Here is a 24,160-nt window from a genome sequence, read left to right on the forward strand (position 1 = left end):
TCTGTTTTAAGTGAATTGAAAGCATTTGCCGACTTTGACAATCGTTGTGTCGATTGGGTAAATGCTTAACAAGGGTTGGTTGCTGTCCCGGCGTTCCTTGTTCATTTCGGGCAATCTGCTTTCGGCTTTCTGAATCGCCGAAATAAGAATGTCCGACCCTGTGAAACAAGAACGTCTTTCACCCACGGCGTTGCCGCTCGCGTCCTTTTGGAAATAGTCTCCCGCCGCATCCGGCGTTGGGTTAAAGGTTGCAAGAACTACTTGCATTTGCATTCGTAAGCCGGACGAATTTTTACCCGGATATTTTGTTGGCTGAATGATTGTCTTTTCAATCAATATGCGGCGATTGAACAATTCTTCCATGTCAATGCCTTTGCCAATTACAACGTCGGCTTCAACTCCAAGTTCACAAAATCTTGCCATTGCCGTGCGTGTTTAGTTAGACAAATCGTTTTTTAACATTGTGTCCAAATCCTCGGTAAACTGCAAATAGTCCTTGTATTCAGACACCGCCGCATCATTCTTGACAATGCCAAGAATGTGTTTATTGTAACTATTCACAAGGTCAAATTCTGTTGTTTCGTCAAGGATTGAACGGATAATTGCTTTCTTCAAGTTGGCTTTTGTCAGCTTGTCGAATGTGCGAACCTCGCGACACTTCCAACCTGTTTGAACGGTCGGTTCTTCATCGTTGCCAAATTCGGCTTCAATGTTGAATCGGTAAAGGCTTGACCCATCGTTGTCGTGTTCCAAAACGGTGGGTTTGCCGTGCACCATGTCATAATGCGCGTTTGCTTCGATTGAATTTAATTTCATACGGAAATGTTTTTGAAAGTTTATTAACCAAGTTGATTGAATTACAATACTTGCACCATCCCCACCAAGAACAAATTTGTTGCTTGTATTGCTCCTTTGTCGGCACATTCTTGCGTTTGTTCAATTTGGCGACCCGGCGGCAAAGTTTCTGCTTGATTGACTTTCGCAAAAGCGTGTGAGTATGATAGAACACATAACCCAAGAAGTCTATTCCGCGCGCATCAACTGGGAAAACTTGATAATTGCGCTTGACAACCAAATTCAGATTGTCGTGCAAATACGCCCGAATGTCGTGCAAAAGGGCGTGTAAGGTTTCCTTGTCGGGCGCAAGAATCACAATATCGTCGGCATAACGACAATAATACTTGACCCGCTTTTGTTCTTTCAACCAATGGTCGAAATATGCCAAGAAAAGGTTTGCAAAGTATTGTGAAAGATAATTGCCGATTGGCACACCATTCAAGGCGACATGCTCGATTTGTCCGGTCAAGGGGTTTGAAGCACATTTGCTAATCGGCATATCGTTTCGGCAAGGCGATTCAATGATTTCGTCAAGCAATGCCAAAAGGCGTTTATCTTTGATTTTCCGCCGGACAACCCTTTTCAAAATTTCGTGGTTGATTGACGGATAAAATTTGCGAATGTCTATTTTAAGACAATACCGTGTTCCGTCCTTGTCATTCTTCAAGGCGTGTTTGACCGACTTTGCACAAGCATGGATTCCCCGGTTCTTTATGCAAGAATATGTGTCCTTTGTGAACACCGAAACCCAAATCGGTTCAATGATATTCATTATTGCGTGGTGCAATATTCGGTCGGGATAATACGGTAATCTGTAAATTTGACGTTCTTTTGGCTCAAATATGGTGAAAATGTGATATTTTGAAGTTTTGAACGTGCCGTTCTTCAAACTTTCGTGTAATGCAATCAAGTTGGCTTCACGCTTCTTGTCGTGAATCTGCACCCCATAAGAATGCGTCTTGCCCTTTCGTGCCTTATCATCAGCCAAGCGCAAGTTATCAAGGGAAATCACCTTGTCGAATATGTTGCCAACTCTTTTCATTGTTTCAAGTTTGCTTGTATATTAGGATTCTTCGGGGCTGCCCCCTACCAAAACCGTTTTACTTAATCTATTTTTTGCCGTTGGTTTTCCAACTCATTCAACCCCGGATTGGGTTGTTTTTGTGGCAAGGTTTCCGATATGCAACTATATTTTTACAAGCATAGCTGAGAACCGATATTCGCATTCGCATTCGACGACGTATTATTCGTATTCGCATACACGAAGCCCGCATTCGCACCATTATTCGCAGAACCGCTGAACAAAACGCCACGACATCGGACAACCTTTTAATTTCTTTCAAAACATCACATGCGCGTTGCGCTCGATTTATTCGATTTGCGGGAAAAAGCAAAGCCGAGAACCGAAATACGCATACGCAAACGACGACGTAGAATTCGTATACGCATACACGAAGCCCGCAGACGCACCACCAACCGCAGAACCGCCGAACAAAACGCCACGTTCTGCAACTCCACTTGATGGAATGTTGGTGTAAAAGTAATCGCAGAAATATGTGGTGCTTCCGCCTCCTACTTCCAACGGCATTATTTCGCCGTATTCACCAAGAACCATTGCTTTCACATATCCATCTTTTCGGGGCAAATTACCGCGCAATTCATAGCCCGCAACGCCCGAACTTTGGAATGCCGCCGGGTCGTCGCAAACGTAAAATTCAGACAATCCACCGTTGGCTTCCGATTGAATCAAGCATTTGCAACCGTCCGTCCATTTCCAAAGGTGTCCGAAAGGATTTTCAACACCTCGATAAGACGGAACGGAAACAATAAACTTGGCTTCGTCATATTCGGTCGGCATTGTGTAATCGACAACGCCCGTCTTGTTGCCAAGACTGTTTGTGATACCACAAGGAATTACGGGATTATAGCCGTTGAAGTTCGACCATTTTGTTCCGTTCAAGGTCGTAACGCCCGCACCAAGTCCGCCTTGTCTACATCCATTTTCGTCCAACGCCGCATTGAAAGTGTCTTGCGAATTGAAGTTTGCATATTCAACTGCGAAAAGCCACCACAACTTCTTGTGTGTTTGATACAAGTTGCAATTCCATTCGGTCGTTCCGCGTTTTCTTGCATACGCGCGGAAATTCGTTAGTGAAATTGAGGTTGCGGGCTTTCCAAGCTGTGATTTGCTCAATTCGTCCCAACTGGCTTGGTTGCCGCCGCCGCGATATTCGGGCGTTGTGTTTACAACCGCGCTTAACTTTTGCGTTGCACGTTCAACGGTCGCTTCTACCGCCGAAACATAGTCTTTGCGCCACTTAACGAAACCGGGCAACGGTTGTGTGGATTGCAAGTGCCGACATTTGTTGCCGTCCGTTTCAAAACGAACATACATATCCGGCACTTCGACCATATATTGCCCGTGCCCGCCCGTCAAATCCGCCACCGCGCCATTGTCGCGCTTTGTCGAATCGTTCGCATTCAAGTAATAGTTCACTTCGCCGCTGTCTTTAAGAATGCAACGGCGCATCATTGATTGAAGCGGCAAGGATTTGTGAAGTTCTGCTTTGCCGATTCTCGACGGCTTGGGATTTGAAACGGTCTTGTCCCACTCAATGCCGTAATAATAATCATAAGGGAATGTTGGTTTTGTGTTACCAACGCCGATAATCATACCCATATCAATAGCCCCATTTTAAGTTAGTACCCGACAATGAAGTTTGCTTCACTGCCTTTCCCATCTTTCCAATTTGAGGTGAAACAAATTCACCCGACCTTGTTTTGTCCATTGTTATAATGAATTTAATCGTTTACAAAGTTACCGAATTGTATTACTATAAAACATAAAGTTGCATAAGTCAAGCATAACTTTGTCAAATTTCGGCTTCAAGACGGTTGATTTCGTCCCGAATCGCTTGCTTTTCCCGGTGCAACGCTTCAATGTCATACGGTAACGCATCGCCGACCAACTGACATTCATAGCATTTTATAACCATGTAATCGGTTGATGAAAGTCTTTCTTTCAAATCGGCGATTTGAGTTTTGACGGTTTCCGGGTCGGTCTTGATTTCCCAATACTGAACCAATTTGCCGTCTTTCACAACATAGGAATCAACCGCAACAAACCCGGTGTCGCATTGCGGTTGTTCGCTTGCCACGAAGTCAAGAAACCCGGATTCCCTTAACTCCGTAACATACGAACCTTGTATTTCGCTGACAAACCGCACGTCAAGCGGTTTTCCATCTATGTGTTTTGCTAAAATCATATACTAATCTCTCTCTCTGAATTTACAAACATATATCCACCATTATAATATCGCAACGTGCAAGAATCGCCACGCTCCATGTCCCATTTGTCCATTGCATTGCCATTACTATTGTATAATTGTGCGCCCGTTTGTGATTTCAAACACAAGCGATTGGGCATATTCCTATCACACACAATTTCAATGTCAAAGATAACGGGGACATTGTCCGTCGCTTTGTCGATATTCGTTTTTGTGGGCAAGTTCACACTTCGATACCTACTGTCGCACGTTGTAAAATGATACTTGTGTGTTAGCGTGAACATACTTTCGATTATGTCCGTATATGCTTCACCGACATAACCATTTTCAAAGTGTGCAACCTTGCCGACCGACCATTGGTTTCCGCTTACAAAAAAGGCGTGTGGCTTGTACCATTTTTCCCAAGAACCGTCCGCATCGGTACGCCCCAATTTTCGGTAAATTTCAAGCGTTGTGCCGAAATCGCCCGTCAATTCCAACAAGCCGTTGAACGGATAACCCAAAGAACTTAAACAACCCAAAAGAATACGTTGGTTTGCATTTCGGAAACGGATAAAACCATTCGTCAAACACAAGCCATTTGCCGTGTCTTGCTCGTTTTGCGTGCCACTGCCGATTTGTCCTTGATTTATCTTGAAACCGCCGATATAACCCGAAATCGCGTTTATAATGCCCTCGACGGTCGCTTTTGTCATAACAACCGAACCGTCTTGCATTACACGATAAGGGGCGGTTGCACGATTCTCAAATGAAGCACCAGCCCAAAAGCGAATCGAATTTGCCGCCGTACCTTGCCCGGTGATACCTGCAAGGATTGAAGCATTGCTTCCGGCAACCTGAATTGTGCCGGACGTTACAATTCCGCCGTCAATGGTTGTCTTGGTGTTGTCGTAATAAACGGCAACAACCCAATCATTTACATTGTATGCTTGCCCGGACGCTTTCGCAGTGATACAACGGCGCAAGTCCTTTCCATCCACCCAAAGGTCGCCAATATCATAAGGCGTTTTTGGTATCGCAACGAACACCCGACGTTTGCCGTCGGCGGTGTCTTGGGCGTGGCTTGCCGCTTCATAAGCAGCAATCGCCTTTTCATCTTCAACCAATTTCCATGCGTAAAAGTAAGTTACAACACCTGTATTGATATTGATATAACCGTTATCCTTTGTGTAATACTTCAATACCTTGTTTGTCGTGTGATACCACATATCGCCAACGTGTGCCTCTTTAAGGTCGTTTGTTGTCCATGCTGTTGCCGGGTCGCTTGTCTGAAACCACGTTTCAATCTTGCCGTCAATCTGCTTTGTAAGTGTGTTCACCGTGTTTGTGAAATTTCCATTGATGAAATTGTTTAACGCGGTGTTGTCTGTGTACTTTGAAGCCTTTTCCCAATCACTTGTAGAGTAAGCCCCGGACGCGCGAGCGGTCTTGCATCGCATAATGTCGCCGGACGAGCCTTGAACCCACAAATCGCCGACATCATAGGGCGTGTAAGGCGTTGAAGTGAAAATGCGCCTTTTGTTCTTCGCAAGGGCAAGCGCATCATTGGCAATCGCAAGGGCTTGGGCAACCTCTGAATCTTGTAATTGTTGCCAAGAATATGTATTGCCGTTCTTCACCCATCGGAACACTTTGCCGTTGTCCGTGTTATAAAACAAGTCGCCCAAGTGTTGTTCTTTTAGGGCATTTGTTGTCCAATCTTTTGCGGGCGCGTTGCTCGTTGTCGGGTCGTATGTATAAAAGAATTGTTCAATTTGTCCGTCAAGCTGCTGTTGAATTTCACTTAACAAGCCCGGCAAGGTGTTGTTGATGAAATCTTTGCTTTCAAGGGCTTCTTTGCCCAATTCTTCAAGGGTCTTTTCTTGTCCGTTTGAGGTGAACACAATGCGACCGCCGATTTCGGAATTGTCAAGGTCAAAATATGTCGTTCCGTCGGCGGATTCAATGCGACCGGTCTTGATGAAACGACCGTTCACCATCGTAAAACCATACGTCAAGGCGATTGAACGTGCTTTCAACTCCTTATCAACCGAATTAAGAACGCCAATCCAAAAATAATAGTAGTTCGCATCGGAATCGACCTTGTGTTGTATCTTTTCCAAAACGATTGTGCCGGAATCGTCCGCCTTTGAGCATTTCGCGTAAATGTAGAACGCATCAGAATCAGCCGAAAGGGTTGCTTGACCGTCGGCAAGAATCCAAGAAACGGCGTGTTCCTCGTTGATTGTGTAATGTGTCAAGACACCGCCTTGCCACTTCAATACGTTCTTGTCGCCGTTGAAGTTCGGTTGGAATACGGTATTTGTCAAGCCGAATTGCATTGACTTTGCGCCGACCGATAATGCAAGCGTATCAATCGAATTGGGTTTGATTTTGTCGGTATAATAGTCGCCCTCCGGGTCAAACACCATGTCCAAAACTTCACGGCTTGACCGCCAATTTGCCCTTGCCCGTGCCGGGTCTTTAAGGTTGTTAATGGTCAATGCCTTGTCAATGTTGATAAGTTCGGAAATCACGCGCGTTGTTATGTTGGTGTCGCTCGTCATGTCCGAAATCGTCAAGGTGTAATCGTAAGGGTCAAGCACATTGCGGACGAATGATTTAATGCGGATTGCCTTGTTCACATCAATTTCATTGTCCACAACACGCAAGTAATCACCGGGGGCGAATACATTAACTATCTTGCTTGCATCGGCATTGACGAGTTTTTGCAACCACTCTTTTGTTACGGTCAATCCATATTGCACTTTGGGTTGGCAATTTTGGTCGTAATACACATTACCTTTTTCTGCCAATTCCATTTCGGCGGCTTCCTCAATATCCCTTGAATAAGCAATGTCCAAAATCTTGTATTCATTGCCGACCGCGAATTGAAATGCTGGGGACGTTTCAGACGGGAACACATCGCCCCGGTCGTCGGTCAATTTGTTAAGGGTAAATGTATGTGTTGCGTGGTCGTATTTGCACACGGTGAAGTCATATCCGGCAAGGTTGCCCGTGTTGAAGTGAATTTTCGCTTCAACCCCGTTAATAAGATACTTCGTTGTTACGCCGTCAGGCTCTTTTGCGTTCAAGTCGAAAGGAAAGGTGTTATCTTGGAACTGCAACACGTTTCCTTGCACGATAGCCCCGACCTTTCCCGTAAATGTCGGCTTGACATCATTGAAGTTCTTGCGACCCTCAAAAACACCGTATTTGGCGACCGCTTCCGGCTTTTCAATGTAAGATTGCGCCTTGCTCTTGCCCGGCATACAAAGGCGGTCGGCACGGTACTTTTGTGTTATGTTTTCCGTACTGCCATACACTTTCAATCGGGTAATGATATTTGCACTTGACACGTTTTCACGGTTCAAGGCATACAAGCCACGCCCCTTGCCATATTGGAACGTATAAGGCAAGGTTTGTCCAACACTCGCTTTAAGGTTGATTGTGTGAACGTCGCCGACGCTTACAATCTCAAATTCGACATTGAAGTTGCTTTCGCTGCAAAGGTTTTGCAGCACCGCCAAGCAATTATCGGATTCACCGAAAGTCAAGGTCTTGTCGCCGATTGTTTCGGGGCAAGTCCCCATCTTCCATTTGCCCGGAAAGACACGGTTTGCATTGGCAATCAACACAGACATAAAGTGGTGCAAATCACCCGTCAGGGAATCGCCTTGAACGTCTTGCAATTTGTTGTTGGTCGTGTCAATGGTCAAGTCATAGGTAACACGCAACAAGTCGTATTGTACGCCCTCAAATTCCAAGTCATAGGAAAATTCGTGCATTCCTGTTCGCTTCACTTTCGGCAAGCGGTTTAACGTATATAAACGCCCGAACACGGTTATTCGGTCGCCGATTTCATACGTTTGCGGAAACGGTGATTCAACGGTAAAGTCCAACTTGTCGTCGGCATTCAACGCCCAAGTCTGCTTGCCGGACGTTATACGGGTTGCCGTGCGCCGATTCTCCAATGGCACACGATTTCCGTTCTTCTTCTGAATTATCAAATTTTCTCCCATACAACAATCGCGTTTGTTTGAAAGTCGGTTATTTCATCAATACACCCCGTTATTACGGGGAAAAAGTCGCCGTTGTCTGTGTAAACGTGCGTAATGGTCTTTTTGTCGCCGTACACATCATAATCAACCTGTCCATCGCCCCAATAGATATTCACAAGTTTTGAGGTGGTCAAAGTGATTGTGCAAGTCTTGGTCGCTTCCGAAATGCAAATATGTTTCAACACACGCTTCACGGGTTCGGGTTCAATCAATTTCAACTTGAACGTGCCAACCATTAAATCATCGTCCCACGTCTTTTGGATTTCGATTGCATCTTTGCAATAGACCTCGTAAATCAAAGGTTTTATCGGGTGAACGTCAATGACAAGGCGGTTTGTTCCCTGCGTGTCGAATAAGGCTTCAAAATCGGAAACGCGCTTGATAAAGTCCATCTTAGATTCTGCCTTGACAAAGCAAGACAAGGTGATTTCGCGTGATTCAAAGAACTTGTGCATCAAATCAACGCTTTCACCGTGGTAATTGTCCCAAGAAAGACTTGCCGGGGCTTTGAGTTTAGGGCGGTTCAAGATACCGTCCGACCCGGATACATAAACGCCGTAATCCTTGAAGTCCACACCATCCAACAAGTATGCTTGTTGTTTCACGTTTGACAACTCATTGATAAGGTCGGCTTGAAGCAAGGCAACCTTGTAAATCTTCACATCGTCAAGCAAACCAAAACCGTATTCACCGCCGTAATAATCTTGGTTAAGCGAAATGCCTTGCAATGCACCGGAATTGTTCACGGTCTTAATCAACTGTGAATTGACATAGAAATTGAACGTGCTTCCGCGCCTTGTAACGGCAAGCGAAAACCACGAACCGGGCTTTGCTTGAATCGGAACTTCTACAAAGTTGTTAAGCCCCGAAAAACTCAACACCCAAATCATCTTTTGGGGTGAACCGCATTCGGTTTCCCGACCTTGAACCCAAGCAAGAATTGAAAATTCGGTGTTCATATTCGGCAAAATGCTTTTCGACACCTCGCAATAATCATCACCACTAAATGAAATTGCGTTGCCGTTCTTTCCGGTGACGAAATGCGCACCGACAACCGAACCATCGGCGCGGTTTTGGCCGTAATCGTATGCAATCAACGCACCATCACTTTCATCGAAAGGCATTTGAATAATTATATTGTTTGCATCCATATCAATATCAATATGTTTTTTTGTTTTTCTCCCGGATTTTTATTGTCGCATCATCAATAGCGCAATCGTGGATTGTTCCACCGTATCGGTTCACGCACACTTTCGCCCGGTCGTATGCCTGAACAATGATTGTCGAATTGTCGAACACATCTACCATCACAAAGGCGTTACCCCTTGCGGAAATGGTTAATGCCGAATCGTGTTTCACGAACACTTCACACACATTGAAGCCGTCAATGGTGATTTGTCCGGAACACGCCCCCAAACACACGCATTTGGGGGTATTTTCAACGGAAACTTTGTCGTCAAGGAAAACACCGTGTTTCTCCATTACGCCCTTGAAATGACTTCGTATGAAGTCGTTGTCCGGGTAATCATTCGACAAACAAAAGTCAATTCCGCGCAAGTACATTTCGCACAACGCATCTTTATCGGTCAAGGTCAATAATTCCTTGTGCCATGCTTTGCAAATGCCGTTTTTCTTGGCTTGTCTTGCAAGATACTTTGTAATATCCATGTTAATTTGTATTATAGTGATACATATTAGGACAAACCTTGTGAACGCAAGGAATTGTCGGACTTTTCCAACAACGCCACAATGCGGTCTAATTTGACCAAGTAGCGGTTGAACGCGGTGTTCGCCGCAATCGTGTTCAAGGCTTGAAGCTGTTGCCGTAATATCGCTGTGGCTTCAAGTTGGTTAATGCGAACCGCGTTGATTTGCCCGGCGACAATGCTTGCCGTTTCTTCTGTTACGCCCTTGACCGCACCCGTCAATGATTCATCGGTGTTGTCCTCGGTTATATCCTTGAACAAGTCCTTATAAATCGACAAGGCTTGATTGAAATTGTTTGACGCGGCTTGAACCTTTGCTTTGAATTGTTCAATCTCCGTGTCGGTCAAGCCGTCAAAAATGAAGTCGTCGCCGTTCCAATAACCCATTGACCCCATCAGATTGTCCAACGCGCCTTGAAGCTGTTGTTCAAGGAATCGTTTTTTCAGTTGGTTTACAATGGCATTTTGTAGAACTTCATTCACTGTTTGTTCAAAAGCCTTTGACGCATCTTCACCCTTTTTGAATGCTTCAACAAGCGCATCGCCCAACGTCCCGGCAAAGTCTTTCGCATCGGTCTGCAATATGTCTTTGGCGATTGACTCGTACATATCTTGTATTTGCCGCCCAAGTTCCGCATATTGTTCTTGCCAATCACGCACCTTGTCTTTGTCGGTTTTTTTCTTGCTTTGCTCCGCTTCCCAAATTCCTTTGAGGTGTTCGCGTTGCTGCTCCATGTTGTGAATCGCTTGCATTTGTCCATCATAAACTTTTGCGCCCAACGCCTTGTCGATTGCCCAAGATAGTTGGTTGTAAGCGTTTTCAAGGTCTTTCAATGCGCTTTGGTGCTTCTTGATTTGCTTTTCCGCCTTGCGGTCGCGCGAATTGAACAAATCGAATGCCGATGAAAGAAAACCGATTGAACCTTGAATGACCGACAAGGGGTTGCCCGTCGCGATACCTTGTGCAATCTGACTTGCACCGTCAAGGATTCCGCCAATATCACCAAGAATCGCTTGCGTGTTATCGTCCATCGCAACACCCATCTTGTCCATACCGGAAACGACCGCATCAAGCGAACCTTTCGCAAGGTCGATTGAACCGCTTGCGCTTTCAAACATATTTTTCAAGGCTTTCTTCTTGCTTTCGCTGTCGGCTGCCTTTGAATAATCCTTGATTCCTGAAATTAAAGCCTTGAATGGGTTGCGTTCTTGGATTTCATCTTTCATTTCTTGAATTTTCTTCTTCAAGGTTTCAAGGTCTTTCGGGTCGAACTCAACACCAAGAAACGCGCCGTCAAGATTGTTGATTTTGGCAATCAGTTCTTCAAGTTTCGCAGTCGTGATTTCGTCAAGGTCGCCAAACATCAACGCCCAATCCGGGTGTGCCTGTAATTCATCAAGGGCGAATTTTGAAAGGGCTTGCGCTTGTGCCTTGTCGATTTGCTCGACCATTTCAGTGTTGCCCATCTCTTGCGCGGTTCTGCGCTTCTTTTCGTATTCGTCAATGATTGCTTGTTTGCGCTGCTCAAACGTGCCGTAATCTGCCAACATCGCATCATAATCGGCATTGCCGGACGTTTGCGAATCGGTTTCATACTGCCTTTGTCGGTTTCTTATCGTCGCATCAATTTCGGCACGTTCCGAATCGCTTGTTGCTTGCGCGCGTTTGCGCTGCAACAAGGCAATATCGGCATTGAATTGTTCTTCAATCCGGCGTTTCCTTTCTGCATAAGAAGCGTAATTTTCAAGCAAAGTTTCGGTTTCGCTCTTGGCTTGTTCTTCCGCTTGCCTTTGTGCATCGTCAAGGGCTTGCGACTTTGCATTGTCAAGTTCCGTTCCGTCGTTGCTTAACTCCTTGCGTTTCTTTTCAATGATACTAAGCATTTCAAGCACCGTTTGGGCATTTGTGAGTTGCTCGGACAATTCGGCGTTGAATGCTTCAAGAACGGTTTTCTTTGTTTCTTCCGCGATTGCATCATTGAGTTGGCGCAACTGTTTGTTTTGCGCTTTCGTGCGGTTGGCGACACCAACTTGCAAAATGATTTCGCGTTGGTTTTTCAGGTAATCAATGTATGTCGCACCCTCTTTAAGAAGCCCAGCGAACTCTTTATTTGCGGATTTTACCAATATCGCATCACCCGAATTTATCCATTTCATAAATCGGGCATATTCGGTTTTGCGTTTGCTCAATTTCTCCAAGAACTGGTCTTTTTTCGCGCCACTTTTGGCACTACCACCGCCACTTTTTTTTCTCGTTGTCCCGGTTATTTTGTTGGCTTGCTTTTGCAAAGCCTCAATTTCTTTCAAGCCCTTTTTGTAATCATCATTATTCGTCAAATTCTTTAATGCTTCTTGTTTAAGGCGAATCGCTTGTTCGATTGCGCCCAAAGTGCCTTCCGCGTATGTCTGCGTTGCTTGAACACCCGTTTTTTGAAGCAAAGTCCACCCTTGAACTTGTGTGTTGTAAGCCTGTGTAAAAAGATTCTGCATTTGTGCATCATAACTTCTTATATCGTCTTGCAAATCGTACAATTCATTATGTAAGCCGCGTTTCCAAGAATATGCGAAAGTGTCCCAATAATCGCCCGTGTCAATGCGGTTTTGCGTTTCCATTTTCTTTTTCATCAAGTCCATTGCTTGGTTGATAAGAACGGTTGCTTTCGCTTTCGCAATCTGCGCTTCAATAAACGCATCTTTGTTGGCAACAAGTAGGTTTTCCGCATCAGTAACACCCGACACGGACACGCCCAATTCATCAAATGCTTTTTTGTTATTGTCAATAAATTTCTTTTTGGCTTCCAAATTGTCACCAAGTGATTTCCATTGCGCCGACAACATTTCAACTGTGCCAATCGGCTTGTAACACGCTTCAATGACATTATTTCCGAACTCTTTTGCTGCTTCCTTTGATTCATTCGCCTTGCCGATAAAGTGTGAAAGAATCCCGACCAAAGCCGAAATTCCAGCAAGAACCCAACCGATAACCGGGATTGACTTTATCGCCGCCCCGACCATTCGGAAAGCTCCGGCAAGTCCGATATTTGCCACCGTTCCGGCTTTTGCCGCCGCTGCTTGACCGCCTGTTGCAATGGTATTGCCGATTTGACTTGCGGTGTTGGCTTTTGTTGAAGCCGTGCTTGCGACTTGTGCTTTTGCCCCGGCACTCGTTACGGCTTCTTGCGTCGCCTTTACCCCGGCGTTTGCTTCCACCGCAACCGCATTTTCGATTTCTGCCGCCGTGTTTGCTTTAATGGCGATAATTTCGGCTTCCTGCTTGCCACGTCCGACATCCAAAAGGTTGTTCCACCATTCACGCAAGCCGTTCAATGTAACAAGCGAAAACGCCGAATCTTTGTTCAAGGTTTGTGCGACTTGTTGCAATCCCATTGTAATTGACATCAAGGCTTGAACTTTCAACATAATACGTTGTAAGTTCTCATTTTCCGCACCGAACAAGGCAACTGCACCTTGTGCCGCCGTGAATCCGCCGACAACGCCTTGCAAGCCGGACAACATACCCGCGAATTGGTTTTCATCATTAGACATTATCTTGCCTTGTGCGGCAATATCGCCTTGAATGTCTTGCAGTCGTCCCAACTCATTCACCAACCGTTTGTAAGCTGCCGAATTTTCATCAATGCCGTTTGCTTGCAAATTCGCCATTTCTTCCTTGACTGCCTTTATTTGTTGGCGCAAGGTTGCGTGGGCGGACGCGGCTTTTTGTGTTTCTTTGTTCGCTTGCTCTATTTTGCTTGCTTCTTCTTCAAGGGCATTGGATTGTTCGCGCAACTCTTTAAGCACGTTTTTGCGAACACGGATTTCACCCATCAAGGCTTGTTGCTGTTGCTTTAAGGCGATATATTCTTTATCGCGCCCCTCTGAATAAGCCTTGCCCATTTCCTTGCCCAATCGGTCGTATTTGGCTTCAAGGCTCGCAATGGCTTGTTCGTGTGTTTCACAAGCCGCGCCGAGTTGGCCCAGCGTTGCCCGGATTTGTTCAAAAGAACTTGCGGCGGCTGCATTTGATTGTTGCATTGCGTCTAATTGTCCGACCAATTCAACCAAGCCTTGCTTTTCGGCTTCAAGTTCTTGTCGTGCCGCGTTTGCTTGCTCAATCAATACATTTTGCGCATCGCCCGGTTCGATTGAATCAATACGGGCGTTCAAGTCGGAAACGGTCGCTTCCAACTCTTGAATGACTTTCTTTTGCATCTCGATACATTCGACCATTTCTTTTGTTGTCGAATCCATCGTGTCGCCCGAACCCACGACCGCATCGGAAAAGCCTTGCACACGTCGCAAGGTTTCTTCAATCGCCGTGTCTAATTGTGCATTGTCCATAACGGACTTGAAAGACAATGCACCACCGTCAATTTCTGCCATTTACATCATACTATTTACATAGTTCATAATTTGTTCGTTGTTGTCCTCGGTCAAAACGATTTCTTCAACCTCGTTGCCGTCTGAAATGTCGTAACTTGGTGCATCAATCATCATTCGTTGAACAATCGACCATGCAATGCCGTGTAACAAGTAGTCATAAGTCCACCCGAAATGCTCGCAAATTGCGCCACGCCGTCCGTATGGACTGTTTAACCCTCGTTGTTTTCCTCTATCCGAATCGGCATTGTGGTTCTTTCGGTTTGCATCAATCGAATAGAGTTCAAAAAATCCCCCAAGTTGCACATTGCGTTGATAAGGACATAAAGTTGATATAACTTTGACGGTCGGATTCTCCTTGCGAATAACGCCGTCAAATCTTCAATGGATTTCGTGTCCTCAACCCAACGTGTTCCACCCTTGTATGGGCAAGGAATCAAACGTTTTTCACCTAATACGGCAATCGCGACAACCTTTGCACATCGCAAGGCGTGTTCGTGCGATAACGTTCGGGCGCGTTGCATTCCGTCCGCCGACTTCATCACCGATTCATCAATGACAAATTCAATCCATTCAGCCGAAAGGCGGTCAAGGGTTGCAAGTGTCATTTCCTCAATGGTGAACTTGCGTGTTACCTCTTTGGGGGTATGCTTACGGAACAAGCCGAAAAAGCGTTTGTGGGTTTCAAACTCAACGTCTTTCACCTCAAACGACACGCCCTTGTTGATAAGGGTGTTCAATTCTGCGCGTTCCTTTTCAAGTTTGCTTTTCTCAATTTCCATTGTCCGAATATTAAAGAAGCCCCCGAAATTCATTCTTCCGGGGGCTTCGGGTTAAACCAAGTACCCCGATTTTATCCTTTCTTGGGTACACCACGCAAGGCTTTTCCCGCATCCACCGCCATTGGGGTAACAGTGAAATCGACAAGGAAAATTCCCTTTGCCGACATATCCGCATTAATAACCGCTTCAATGTCGGCGTTTGGAATCTCAAAATCCAAGCCTTGTTCGGACTTGACGAAAATTGCACGGTTCGCGACAACCTCGTTGCCGTCATATCCCCACTTGGGTTCGCTTGACGAGCCGACGTTAGCACCACCGACATAATCCACAAGGTCTTGAACATTCGCATCCATAATTGAGAATGTCAGATGGGGAATTTTACGCGATTTCTTGCGCACTTCCGGAGCTGCCATACCCTCTTCGTAATGCTCGGTAACGTCCGCCGCATCTTGTGCAATTTTGCAAGTGTCCTTGTAAGTCTTGCCGATTTTGGACAAGGAATTTGGCATTGTTCCGGCTTTTGAAGCCGTGCCAACTTGGATTTCGGCAAGTCCGATTGTAATTAAAGAAGTTCTTGTTGCCATGATTTAATCAATTTATTTGTATGTTCCAATCAATGCGAATGTTTACAAAGTGTTGTTTCGTCATCGGCTCGTACATTATCGACATATTGCCGGGAATCATTTTCAACCCCTTGATATTCGCGTTTCGTATAATTGTCAAGGCTTCATCTGCCAAGACTTTCAAGCGTGAACGATTAGCCGAAACTTGCATCTTTCCTTTGATTTTCTTTGTTGTGTCCGCCGTGTAAATGTTTATGTTGGACGTTCCGTTTTGCGGCAAGCAATCTTGGGGCAAATCAATCGTGTTCACAACCACATCTTCATCGGTGGAATCTTCGGGGCGGTCGTCGCCGACATATACCCCGCCTTTGTTTGACATTTTACCGTCAAGCAAAGCAAACAAAATCGAATCAGTGTCAAACGCTGTTTTCATTCGGCGGCTCGTTTTACATTGTTAATCAGTTTTTCCAACATCTTGGGCAATTCTCTTTCTGCAAGGTGTTCCGCGCTTGATAGCACGTTTCGTCCTCTCGCTTCAACGTATGTGGCATAATTCATCCCGGCAACGACAACAAGGCAAACGCCCTTTGTTTCCTTGCCAATTTTGTCGGCAATGGTTTGTCCCGCCTTGATTCCAATTTCGGCGGCGTTGCTTTCCGCTCCGCTTGCCGCATCGAATTGGGTGTGAATCGCGACACCATCAACAAAGACTTGATAACCCGTTGATGAAAGCAATGCGCCCGTCTGCATCATATACCCCTTATTGGTTCGTGCTTCAATCAAGCACATTTCGCCAAGTCGTTGTAACCGGGCAATCTGCTTTCGTTCGATTTCATCAAGGAACGCATCGAAACGCGCCCTTAAATCGTCTTTGCTGAAATTCGCCTTTATACCCATAGCCTTGAATGAAGTTGTGCTTGGTCAAAATTCAAGCATATTCCCGAAATCCGCACATCGCCACATTCACGGTCGTTTGCAACAAAAATCTTTGTGCCTTTGTCCACTTTGGGGCAACCTTTCGGACATTGTATAACGGACGTTGCCTTGTGGTATTCACCACCGGCAACTTGAAATTCCGTTCCGCGTCCGTCCGATTCTTCACGGCATATCGAAATGAATTTGCGCGTCGGTTCGTACTCCGTCCAACTACCATCGGCGTTTTGCACCGAATCGGTGGCAACCTCAATGAAAAGGTAATGCGGGTATTGAATCACGATTGCCATAATCACCAAAGGTTTGAACGGTTGCGAATTTTAGGACGATTGACAAGGACGTTTTCAACGCCCAATTCATTGCACAACGCCGCATAAAACAACTTGACGGCTTCCATATTCCACGAAATAGAATAACCGCCTTCCGATACGTTTTGCATCACGCTTTTAACGACTGCTGACATTCGGTGATAAACCGCCATGTCGCAAGCGCGTGAATCTGCGGGCGCGTCTGCATTGACCGAACCTTTCAACAAGATAATATCAATGTCATCTTCCGAAATATTCAAGCCGTTTAACGACTTGGTTATGTATTCTTTGTTTGTCATTGTCAATTCTTGCAAAAACGACCGCTGGGGCGATATTTCACGCCCCATTGGTCAAATGTTAGTTCTTGTTCCAAGTTGTCGCATTGGTCTGCATCAGTACGGAACGTCCGGCAAGATTCCAAGCTGGGAAAAGGTTTGCGATTCCCTCGGTTATTTCCTGAACGGGCGATTCATTGGAATACTTCTTGACAAGGGTGTGTCCGTGCATTACCTTTTCAGCAACGCTTCCGGGCATTTTCTTTGCGTCAATAGGTGCTTTCCAATAGGTGTTTCCAAGTACCTTACTTTCAGAGAAAAGAATCACATCATCTTCAAACGGATTTGAAGTAACGCGCGAACCGTCGGCAAGTTCAATCGTAATGTCTTGGTCAATTACGATAATCTGCAAGCCACGGAACAATTCTTTCTTTTTGGCAAGATACCCATTGACCGTTGCAAGGTCGGGCGCGTCCTGTGTACCGGAAACATTCTGAATGTAAGACGAACACTTTTTCAATATTTCTTCCTGTGCGGCGAACTTCTCGAAAGTGTCCACATTCATAAATGCGAACTTGTACGTTGCACCAAACAACTTCTTGCCCAGTTTAAGGGCGGCGGGAATGTCCTTTGTGAGTGGCTTTGCCGTTGTTCCGGAGGTGTAAGAAGTCGTAACGCCGATTTTCTGTTCTTTCGGAATCAGATAATCAACATCGTATTCGGTAACTACCGCCGCGTTGTTTGAATTGGTGAACTTGACCTTACCAAGCGAGATTTGACGTAACGCAATCCATTCGGCACGCGCTGCAACACCATCCCAACAGAACTTGGTATCTTCTGCCCAAAATTCGACAAGGGCTTTCAAGTCGGGGTTGTTGCTCGACATTGCAACCATTATGTCGTATTCGGTCAATTCGTCCTCGTTCTTTTCGCGCGAAATGGTGATTTTGGGAATATCGCCTTGAATCCTTGAAATCGCTTCACGGGTCTTTCTTGGAATTGTCGCGCCCCTTGAAACAAGGTCGGCGGCAATCTTCAAGCCGGATTGCGCTTCAAGCATTTTCCACGTCAAGAATTTAGTTTCTTTCAGCGGGAAAAGGGTTGGATAATAGTAATCTTTGAGGTCGTAAGTGTGAATTACGGCTTCCATATCCTTTTCATTCAACCCTACCATTAGTGATTTCTGCATTTCGGTTTCTTTTTAAGGGGGTTAAACATAAACGATACCTTTTAATGCCTTTTCGGCGGTGTCGTTGAGAATCGGCGCATTCGACTTGCGAACCACACCGATAACCCATGCGTCTGTAAACAAGTTGTCGCCGTTCTCGACATCGTGATTTGACCCGGCAATGGCAACCGGGGTGTTCTTTAATGTCTTGTTCGCTCCACTCGATTCAAACGCACAAGTTCCGGGCTTCACTACTGCGCCAAGGGTTGTTTCAACGGTTATGACATCTTTTGCCGGGTCGGTCTTGTCGATTGCCGTAATGGTCTGACCATCGCAAGCATCAGTTGCGAATCTATCACCAACCTTGAAATGGTGTCCTTTCGCCACTTCATAGGTTACTGCATTTGCATCCGCTTTTGTAACAACTTGCGCGGTTTTGCACACGACAAACAAACCATCAGTGCCAACGCCAAGGGGTGTTCCCTCGAACAAAGCCGACCCACCCAAGTTTGCGACCGAAACGGTAACGCCACCGGGAATGTCGGCGACGCGGTGAAGAATACACTTCACAACGCGATTGTCTTTCTTTCGTTTAATCGTTAATGACATTGTTTGTGAGTTTAGAAATTACACATCTTTGCCCGTAAATTGATTTTTTTCAGGCTTTTGGCTTTCCACGAAATCGGCAACACCTTTGGAAATACCGCTTTCCTCTTTCTGCGAGAAAAGGGGGCTTCCCGCGCCGTTGCTCAATGCCGCATCCGCCATGTTTTGATTTGCACTTTCAATGTCCACCGCTTTTTCGGTCAAGTATTCGTTAAACGCATCGTCAGTGTCGAACGTCATACGGGCAAAGTCTTTCAAGGTTTGCTTCTTGAAAGTTTCGTCCTTACATCTGTTCAATTTCTCGTTCAATGCTTGAAGCCTTGACTTTGCCACGTTGTCGGATTCAAAACCCGCCAACTTGTCTTGAAACGGCTTGACGGCTTCCGCCACGGCTGCTTTAATTGTCGCCGCAAGGTCGTTTGGGTCGGGCTTGGGGTCGCCGCCGGGTTCGGTGTCCCTTTTTGCCACGAAGTCAAACTTCTTTTTCAAGTTTGTTTCAAAGGTTTTGTTGCTTTCGGACACTTCCTTGTCCACATCGGCGCGAACTTCCTTGACGTACTCATTCACTTGCGCATCGGTGATTTTCTCGACAAGGTTTTTCGCTTCTTCATCCGTCGCCACCTGTAACGCGAAAGCGCGTGCCATGTGGTTTAAGACATCTTTTCGCACGCCTGAAAACTTTGCAATCAGTAATGCCAAAATTTTTTCTTTCATTTTTCGATATTTTTTGTTGTGTTACAAATCACAAGCAAAGTTATTGTGTATCACTATAAAACATGTCGTGTTCCGGCAATAGTTATGCTTCACTTATCAACATTTTATGCTTTCAGATAAAAATTTTCTTCAAAAATGCTTGTTATATTAAATAAAACAATTATCTTTGCTGTGTGTTACTATAAAACATTCTGATAATAACAATTAAATTTCGCAACAATGACAACAACAACATTCAACCTTTTAGACGCAATCAATCGCGAGGGTATCGAAAACCACATTTGGGGTTTGTGCAAAGACATCGAAAACACCGCCATTCATCAATGAATGCGCAAAATCGACAAGGAAAAATGAAGCAATCACTTCTTAACAAGGAAAAAGAAGCCGTCGAATTTATCAGAAACGCGGAATCTTTGGCAATGCGAATGTCTGACAAGGGCTTTCACGTTGCCTTTTCCGGCGGCAAAGATTCCCAAGTGCTGCTTGCCTTAATGGAATTGTCTGGGTGCAAGTTCCATGCGGAAATGCAAGTTACATCGGTTGATTCTCCCAACCTTATGCGCTTTGTCCGGGCAAATTATCCGCAAGTCAAGTTGAATTTGCCCCAAAAGAATATGCGGCAACTCATTCTTCAAAAGAAATTGTTGCCGACACGTCAAGCGCGTTATTGTTGCGCCATTTTGAAAGAACAAGCCGGGGCGGGTTGTTGTACTTGTATCGGTGTCCGCGCTGCTGAAAGTGCAAGACGTGCCAAGCGCAACCCGATTGAGGTTATCGGACAACGCGGCGTCGGCTTTGAAATCATCAATGACAAATTAGCCCTTGAACGCTCTTGGGGTGGGCAATTATTCGACCTTGAAAAAGAAACGCAAATTTATTGTGTCAAGGGCAAAGACAAGGTTGTTATTTCTCCGATATTCCATTGGTCGGACATGGACGTTTGGGACTTCATCAAGGGAAACAATATGCCTTATTGCGACTTGTACGACATCGGCTTTCATCGCATCGGCTGTTTGTTTTGCCCAATGGCTTCACCGAAAGAAAAACGCCGTGAACTTGAATTGTTCCCCCTTTTGGCTGAACGCATCTACATTCGGGCAATCCGCGAACTTATGGAACAAGGATATTACAACAACTTTAATTCCCCAGAACAATGCTTTCAATGGTGGATAAGCAACGACAATGCGCAAGCGTGGCTTGACAAGCAACGTCAAAGAACATTGTTTTAATGTGTGTGTTATATTAAATAAAATAACTAATTTTGCAAATGAAAAATCAGATTCAAGAACTTGCAAGCAAATTCGGCTTGTCGGTTGAGTTCTTAACCGAACTTGAAGCAAAGGTTGTGGACAAAGAAAACTTTGCCCGCGCGGTCAAAATGTTTGCCGACGGTTTATTGCCGTATGATATGGCAACCGGGCAAGAAGCAATCAACATCGCAGAATTGCGCGGAAAGGTCGCAAAAAATATGTGGGACTTCCGTTGCAATCAGCAAGAAAAAATCAAGGTGGCAATGGAACAACAACGCTGTATTGTAGAATATTATTCAGGGTGTCGCCGATTCACGCTTTGCAACAAGGCAAATAAAGCCGTTTCGGACGTTGTTTTTGTCAAAGACGGACACTTGGTTGCCTTTGCGCATTACGAGCCGAAACAAGGCGGCATATATATGGCGAACAACGAAGTTATGCCGAACTTCCATTGGAATCCAAAACAAGCATTGGCAAGGCTTCGCAAGCTGAAAAAGGCGTTTTATCGTCAAGTGAAAAAGGCGGCGTTCAATTCGCCCCGCGAATGGTTTAATTTTGAAATAAAGAATGAATAACGGTGCAACAATATATCACGTTTGTTTTGGCGACGACTTGAATTATTATTTCGGGTCGATAACCGCAATCTTTGACAGTTTCACCCCGAAAGAACTTGGAGTGTCGAAATCACGGCTTTGGTCGTATGGTATCACCGAAAGTAAGCCTTACAAGAACAAAAAATGTATCATCTACAAAGGCACGATTCATCGAAAGAAAACGAATCGGTCTTTACCTAAAAATGTATGATTATGGATTTGAAGAAAAAGACAATCTTTGATTTATGCAAGGACGAAAAGTTGATTTCCGACATCATCATTGTTTCAAAAGAAGCGTATTTGAGTGAATTGGAATCTTACCCATTGTTGAACGCACACACATTGATTGAGTACGCCGAAAGAATCAATGACAAAGCCTTGTTGAATGCTGTTAAGCAACAATACAAAAAGGAACTTGAAGCCGAAAACAACGAATAAGGAAAGGGGGCAACAAAGCCCCCTTTTTTTTAAATAATGCCTTGGTCTTTCAAGTAGTTTTCAATGGTTACCGTGGAATATCCCTTTCGACACATCGCGACAATCTTGTTAAGTTGCGCTTTGCCGATTTTCTTGCCATTCGCACCTTTGAACGTGTCAAGTCCGCCATCTATAAGGGCTTGTGTTGCTGTTGTATCTTGTTCTGAATACTTCAATGTAAAAAGATTCTTCTTTGCAGAATCCAGCACTTTTTTAGCATCAAGCCCAAGTTTTTGAATAACAAAATCATATCCCAAAACACGCCGATTGTACCCGGTTGAAGCACGGTTGGTTATAAACTCCGGGTGTGGAACATCCTTGCAACCTAATTTTGCGTAAAATTCAGGCAAGGTCTTTCGGGCAACAAATTCGTTCATCATTTCCATTACATCGGTTTGGGTTGAAGTTGTGCGCATATTGCCCGGAATATTTCGATTGTGCGTGATTTCGTGCCAAAAAGTTGCCATCGCGTCCGCTTCTTCAAACGTAATGTCTTTCGGTTTTCCACTTCCGATTTTTGAAAGGGCGGATTTAACACGTTCCAATCTGTCGGGTGTCAAGGAAATACGCCCGTCCATATAAGTGAAACCGTTTACACCGCTTTTTCTTGTTGGTGTCAATGCCAAATCACCGTGTTCAAACCATTTTTCGGTCGTAAATTCCGAATTTATTTTTTTGAAAGTCGTATCAACTTGCGCATCGGTATCGTATTTTGATAAAATTGCCGGGTGCGCCGGACTTAACAAAGCCTTTATCTTTGCTTTCAAATCTTCCAACCGTTGCTTCATCGTGGCTTTGCCCATTAACCAATCGCTCTTGTCTGCATTGACTGCTTGCAAGTCTGCAAAGACATCGTTTGAATCGACCTTGTTTGTCCTTGCTTCCTTGATTGTTTTGGCTGCATCTGTAACAAATAACTTTAATTCATTCATTGCATCGTTCACGCGGTCTTTAAGTGTCGAAATGGCAAAGACAACTTCTTTCGGACTTCGTGCCGCCAATGCCGTGTCAAGGGGGTATGTGTTAAGTCCCCATTCGGAACACATTTGCCGAATGCTTGCGATTTGAGGTTGCAGCGCATTAAGTTGTTGTTGCACTGGGTCAATCTTGGGTGTTGCCGGGATTGTCGGCAATGCAATCTTCAAGCCGTCCGCAAGATTGCCATTCTTGAAGTTGTCTTTAATGAAATAAGGGGTTGTCGCCCATCGTTCTTGCGCCTTGATATGGTCTTGCACCCATTCTTTGAAGCCGTCCGGCACATCAACGACGGTGTTTGCCACCTTGTGCTTGTATGTCGTGCCGCGCAATGCCGCTTTGAGGTCGCCCAATTCATTATCGTCGAAAGTTTCTTCATTCATCAAAATCGGGATTGCGTAACACATACATTGTGGGTGCCAGCCTTTGAACTTGAACGTCTTAGGATAACGCCCTTTCAATTTCTCGCACACTTCACATTTGCACAAAGGTTCGTGATTTGAACGGACAATTTCAAAGCCAACAACGAAGTCAAGCGATTGCCACCGCTGCCAATCACTTTCACGATAAGCCATGTTGATTTCGGAACGTGTCAATCGTTGTGCGTTCTTGACACTTGACCGATAAACACCGCGTCCGGGGTGAAAGGCTTTCGCGGCTTTCGACAATACAAGGTTTCCGCGTTTATCACGAACACGGCGGAACAATCGGTTCGGGTCTTTCAAATTCTGCTTCACGTCCCTTGCCAACTGTTGTGCGTCCCGTCCCTCTCCCAAGCCGACATCAAGGGCGGATTCCATTTGTTCGCGATATTGCCTGACATAACGCCACACACGTTGCGAAAGATTCATTCCATCGACCTTGCGCCCTTGAAAAGCACTTAACGCATCCAAGTTACGGTCTTGCATCTTCTTCAACCGCGCCCGGCTTAACATTGACGTGTCTATTATCGAATCAATGAAGCCGTCGTTCTTTTCGCAAGCGAACAACCATTGCTTCCTTGACCCTGTTTCGATAACGGTTGTAAGACGGCTTGCAAGCTGCTTTGACACATCTTGCATAACCGCCTTGACACTTGGGTAATCATCGAAAGAAAAGGGCTTGTCGGGGTCAAATTTACCCTTTGCGGCGGCTTTGGATATTGCCTTTGTCGCCGCATCAAACAACGCATCAACCGCAAGCGCGTATTGTTCCGTTGTCCGATAATGCTTGTTGTCGAGCGACTGAATCGAAAACCTTGTTGCCTTTTGTCGCTTTGCCATATCA

General features: G+C 45.2%; 22 protein-coding genes. 3 read left to right on the forward strand and 19 right to left on the reverse strand.

Going from position 1 to position 24,160, the window contains the following annotated elements:
• Positions 1–6: 6 nt before the first annotated feature.
• The 18 genes from VIR50_RS04990 to VIR50_RS05075 form a co-directional block, all read right to left on the reverse strand.
• Entirely contained in the window at positions 7–423 is a 417-nt protein-coding gene (locus VIR50_RS04990; RefSeq protein ID WP_331934036.1) for a hypothetical protein, read from the reverse strand.
• A gap of 12 nt (positions 424–435) precedes the next feature.
• On the reverse strand, positions 436–816 hold the full coding sequence (locus tag VIR50_RS04995; protein ID WP_331934037.1) for a hypothetical protein: 381 nt from the start codon (positions 814–816) through the stop codon (positions 436–438).
• Complete coding sequence (locus VIR50_RS05000) at positions 779–1,879, reverse strand: RNA-directed DNA polymerase (RefSeq protein ID WP_331934038.1); 1,101 nt, start codon at positions 1,877–1,879, stop codon at positions 779–781. Before VIR50_RS05000 ends, VIR50_RS04995 begins: the two co-directional genes overlap by 38 nt.
• A 327-nt stretch (positions 1,880–2,206) precedes the next feature.
• Positions 2,207–3,517, reverse strand: coding sequence for a hypothetical protein (locus VIR50_RS05005; protein WP_331934039.1), 1,311 nt, complete (start codon positions 3,515–3,517; stop codon positions 2,207–2,209).
• 193 nt (positions 3,518–3,710) lie between these two features.
• The gene (locus VIR50_RS05010; RefSeq protein ID WP_331934040.1) at positions 3,711–4,103 is read right to left on the reverse strand and encodes a hypothetical protein; all 393 of its coding nucleotides are present in this window, start codon (positions 4,101–4,103) and stop codon (positions 3,711–3,713) included.
• Positions 4,100–8,125 (reverse strand): hypothetical protein, encoded by a 4,026-nt coding sequence (locus VIR50_RS05015; protein WP_331934041.1) that lies wholly within the window; start codon positions 8,123–8,125, stop codon positions 4,100–4,102. Before VIR50_RS05015 ends, VIR50_RS05010 begins: the two co-directional genes overlap by 4 nt.
• Complete coding sequence (locus VIR50_RS05020; protein WP_331934042.1) at positions 8,110–9,315, reverse strand: LamG domain-containing protein; 1,206 nt, start codon at positions 9,313–9,315, stop codon at positions 8,110–8,112. The genes VIR50_RS05015 and VIR50_RS05020 overlap by 16 nt, the downstream gene beginning before the upstream one ends.
• A 7-nt stretch (positions 9,316–9,322) precedes the next feature.
• Complete coding sequence (locus VIR50_RS05025) at positions 9,323–9,832, reverse strand: hypothetical protein (protein WP_331934043.1); 510 nt, start codon at positions 9,830–9,832, stop codon at positions 9,323–9,325.
• Between the two features lie 26 nt (positions 9,833–9,858).
• Entirely contained in the window at positions 9,859–14,253 is a 4,395-nt protein-coding gene (locus VIR50_RS05030; RefSeq protein ID WP_331934044.1) for a hypothetical protein, read from the reverse strand.
• Positions 14,254–14,462: 209 nt separating this feature from the next.
• Positions 14,463–15,032: a hypothetical protein gene (locus VIR50_RS05035; RefSeq protein ID WP_331934045.1), complete on the reverse strand. Its 570-nt coding sequence runs from the start codon at positions 15,030–15,032 to the stop codon at positions 14,463–14,465.
• A gap of 71 nt (positions 15,033–15,103) precedes the next feature.
• A complete protein-coding gene (locus tag VIR50_RS05040; RefSeq protein WP_331934046.1) occupies positions 15,104–15,616 on the reverse strand; it encodes a hypothetical protein in 513 nt (170 codons plus the stop codon).
• A gap of 7 nt (positions 15,617–15,623) precedes the next feature.
• Positions 15,624–16,028 (reverse strand): hypothetical protein, encoded by a 405-nt coding sequence (locus VIR50_RS05045; RefSeq protein WP_331934047.1) that lies wholly within the window; start codon positions 16,026–16,028, stop codon positions 15,624–15,626.
• Entirely contained in the window at positions 16,025–16,492 is a 468-nt protein-coding gene (locus VIR50_RS05050; RefSeq protein WP_331934048.1) for a hypothetical protein, read from the reverse strand. Before VIR50_RS05050 ends, VIR50_RS05045 begins: the two co-directional genes overlap by 4 nt.
• Entirely contained in the window at positions 16,483–16,818 is a 336-nt protein-coding gene (locus VIR50_RS05055) for a hypothetical protein (RefSeq protein WP_331934049.1), read from the reverse strand. The genes VIR50_RS05050 and VIR50_RS05055 overlap by 10 nt, the downstream gene beginning before the upstream one ends.
• Positions 16,819–16,820: 2 nt before the next feature.
• Entirely contained in the window at positions 16,821–17,135 is a 315-nt protein-coding gene (locus VIR50_RS05060; RefSeq protein ID WP_331934050.1) for a DUF6706 family protein, read from the reverse strand.
• Positions 17,136–17,193: 58 nt separating this feature from the next.
• Positions 17,194–18,300 carry a major capsid protein gene (locus tag VIR50_RS05065; protein WP_331934051.1) on the reverse strand — a complete coding sequence of 369 codons (1,107 nt, stop codon included), beginning with the start codon at positions 18,298–18,300 and terminating at the stop codon, positions 17,194–17,196.
• Between the two features lie 21 nt (positions 18,301–18,321).
• Entirely contained in the window at positions 18,322–18,888 is a 567-nt protein-coding gene (locus VIR50_RS05070; protein ID WP_331934052.1) for a hypothetical protein, read from the reverse strand.
• Between the two features lie 18 nt (positions 18,889–18,906).
• Complete coding sequence (locus VIR50_RS05075) at positions 18,907–19,599, reverse strand: hypothetical protein (RefSeq protein ID WP_331934053.1); 693 nt, start codon at positions 19,597–19,599, stop codon at positions 18,907–18,909.
• Between the two features lie 323 nt (positions 19,600–19,922).
• Between VIR50_RS05075 and VIR50_RS05080 the strand changes: the two genes are divergently transcribed.
• From VIR50_RS05080 to VIR50_RS05090, 3 genes are all read left to right on the forward strand, one after another.
• Positions 19,923–20,828: a phosphoadenosine phosphosulfate reductase domain-containing protein gene (locus VIR50_RS05080; protein ID WP_331934054.1), complete on the forward strand. Its 906-nt coding sequence runs from the start codon at positions 19,923–19,925 to the stop codon at positions 20,826–20,828.
• 38 nt (positions 20,829–20,866) lie between these two features.
• Positions 20,867–21,424: a hypothetical protein gene (locus VIR50_RS05085; RefSeq protein WP_331934055.1), complete on the forward strand. Its 558-nt coding sequence runs from the start codon at positions 20,867–20,869 to the stop codon at positions 21,422–21,424.
• A 231-nt stretch (positions 21,425–21,655) separates the two neighbouring features.
• Complete coding sequence (locus VIR50_RS05090; protein WP_331934056.1) at positions 21,656–21,880, forward strand: hypothetical protein; 225 nt, start codon at positions 21,656–21,658, stop codon at positions 21,878–21,880.
• Positions 21,881–21,909: 29 nt separating this feature from the next.
• Here VIR50_RS05090 and VIR50_RS05095 read toward each other — a convergent pair whose 3' ends face one another.
• Positions 21,910–24,156 (reverse strand): hypothetical protein, encoded by a 2,247-nt coding sequence (locus tag VIR50_RS05095; protein WP_331934057.1) that lies wholly within the window; start codon positions 24,154–24,156, stop codon positions 21,910–21,912.
• Positions 24,157–24,160: the final 4 nt, after the last annotated feature.

Source organism: Prevotella sp., assembly GCF_036570325.1.
Classification (GTDB): Bacteria; Bacteroidota; Bacteroidia; order Bacteroidales; family Bacteroidaceae; genus Prevotella.

Coding starts and splice junctions, on each gene's coding strand:
- VIR50_RS04990 (WP_331934036.1), bottom strand. CDS start 423: ATGGCAAGATTTTGTGAACTTGGAGTTGAAGCCGACGTTGTAATTGGC.
- VIR50_RS04995 (WP_331934037.1), bottom strand. CDS start 816: ATGAAATTAAATTCAATCGAAGCAAACGCGCATTATGACATGGTGCAC.
- VIR50_RS05000 (WP_331934038.1), bottom strand. CDS start 1,879: ATGAAAAGAGTTGGCAACATATTCGACAAGGTGATTTCCCTTGATAAC.
- VIR50_RS05005 (WP_331934039.1), bottom strand. CDS start 3,517: ATGGGTATGATTATCGGCGTTGGTAACACAAAACCAACATTCCCTTAT.
- VIR50_RS05010 (WP_331934040.1), bottom strand. CDS start 4,103: ATGATTTTAGCAAAACACATAGATGGAAAACCGCTTGACGTGCGGTTT.
- VIR50_RS05015 (WP_331934041.1), bottom strand. CDS start 8,125: ATGGGAGAAAATTTGATAATTCAGAAGAAGAACGGAAATCGTGTGCCA.
- VIR50_RS05020 (WP_331934042.1), bottom strand. CDS start 9,315: ATGGATGCAAACAATATAATTATTCAAATGCCTTTCGATGAAAGTGAT.
- VIR50_RS05025 (WP_331934043.1), bottom strand. CDS start 9,832: ATGGATATTACAAAGTATCTTGCAAGACAAGCCAAGAAAAACGGCATT.
- VIR50_RS05030 (WP_331934044.1), bottom strand. CDS start 14,253: ATGGCAGAAATTGACGGTGGTGCATTGTCTTTCAAGTCCGTTATGGAC.
- VIR50_RS05035 (WP_331934045.1), bottom strand. CDS start 15,032: ATGGAAATTGAGAAAAGCAAACTTGAAAAGGAACGCGCAGAATTGAAC.
- VIR50_RS05040 (WP_331934046.1), bottom strand. CDS start 15,616: ATGGCAACAAGAACTTCTTTAATTACAATCGGACTTGCCGAAATCCAA.
- VIR50_RS05045 (WP_331934047.1), bottom strand. CDS start 16,028: ATGAAAACAGCGTTTGACACTGATTCGATTTTGTTTGCTTTGCTTGAC.
- VIR50_RS05050 (WP_331934048.1), bottom strand. CDS start 16,492: ATGGGTATAAAGGCGAATTTCAGCAAAGACGATTTAAGGGCGCGTTTC.
- VIR50_RS05055 (WP_331934049.1), bottom strand. CDS start 16,818: ATGGCAATCGTGATTCAATACCCGCATTACCTTTTCATTGAGGTTGCC.
- VIR50_RS05060 (WP_331934050.1), bottom strand. CDS start 17,135: ATGACAAACAAAGAATACATAACCAAGTCGTTAAACGGCTTGAATATT.
- VIR50_RS05065 (WP_331934051.1), bottom strand. CDS start 18,300: ATGCAGAAATCACTAATGGTAGGGTTGAATGAAAAGGATATGGAAGCC.
- VIR50_RS05070 (WP_331934052.1), bottom strand. CDS start 18,888: ATGTCATTAACGATTAAACGAAAGAAAGACAATCGCGTTGTGAAGTGT.
- VIR50_RS05075 (WP_331934053.1), bottom strand. CDS start 19,599: ATGAAAGAAAAAATTTTGGCATTACTGATTGCAAAGTTTTCAGGCGTG.
- VIR50_RS05080 (WP_331934054.1), top strand. CDS start 19,923: ATGAATGCGCAAAATCGACAAGGAAAAATGAAGCAATCACTTCTTAAC.
- VIR50_RS05085 (WP_331934055.1), top strand. CDS start 20,867: ATGAAAAATCAGATTCAAGAACTTGCAAGCAAATTCGGCTTGTCGGTT.
- VIR50_RS05090 (WP_331934056.1), top strand. CDS start 21,656: ATGGATTTGAAGAAAAAGACAATCTTTGATTTATGCAAGGACGAAAAG.
- VIR50_RS05095 (WP_331934057.1), bottom strand. CDS start 24,156: ATGGCAAAGCGACAAAAGGCAACAAGGTTTTCGATTCAGTCGCTCGAC.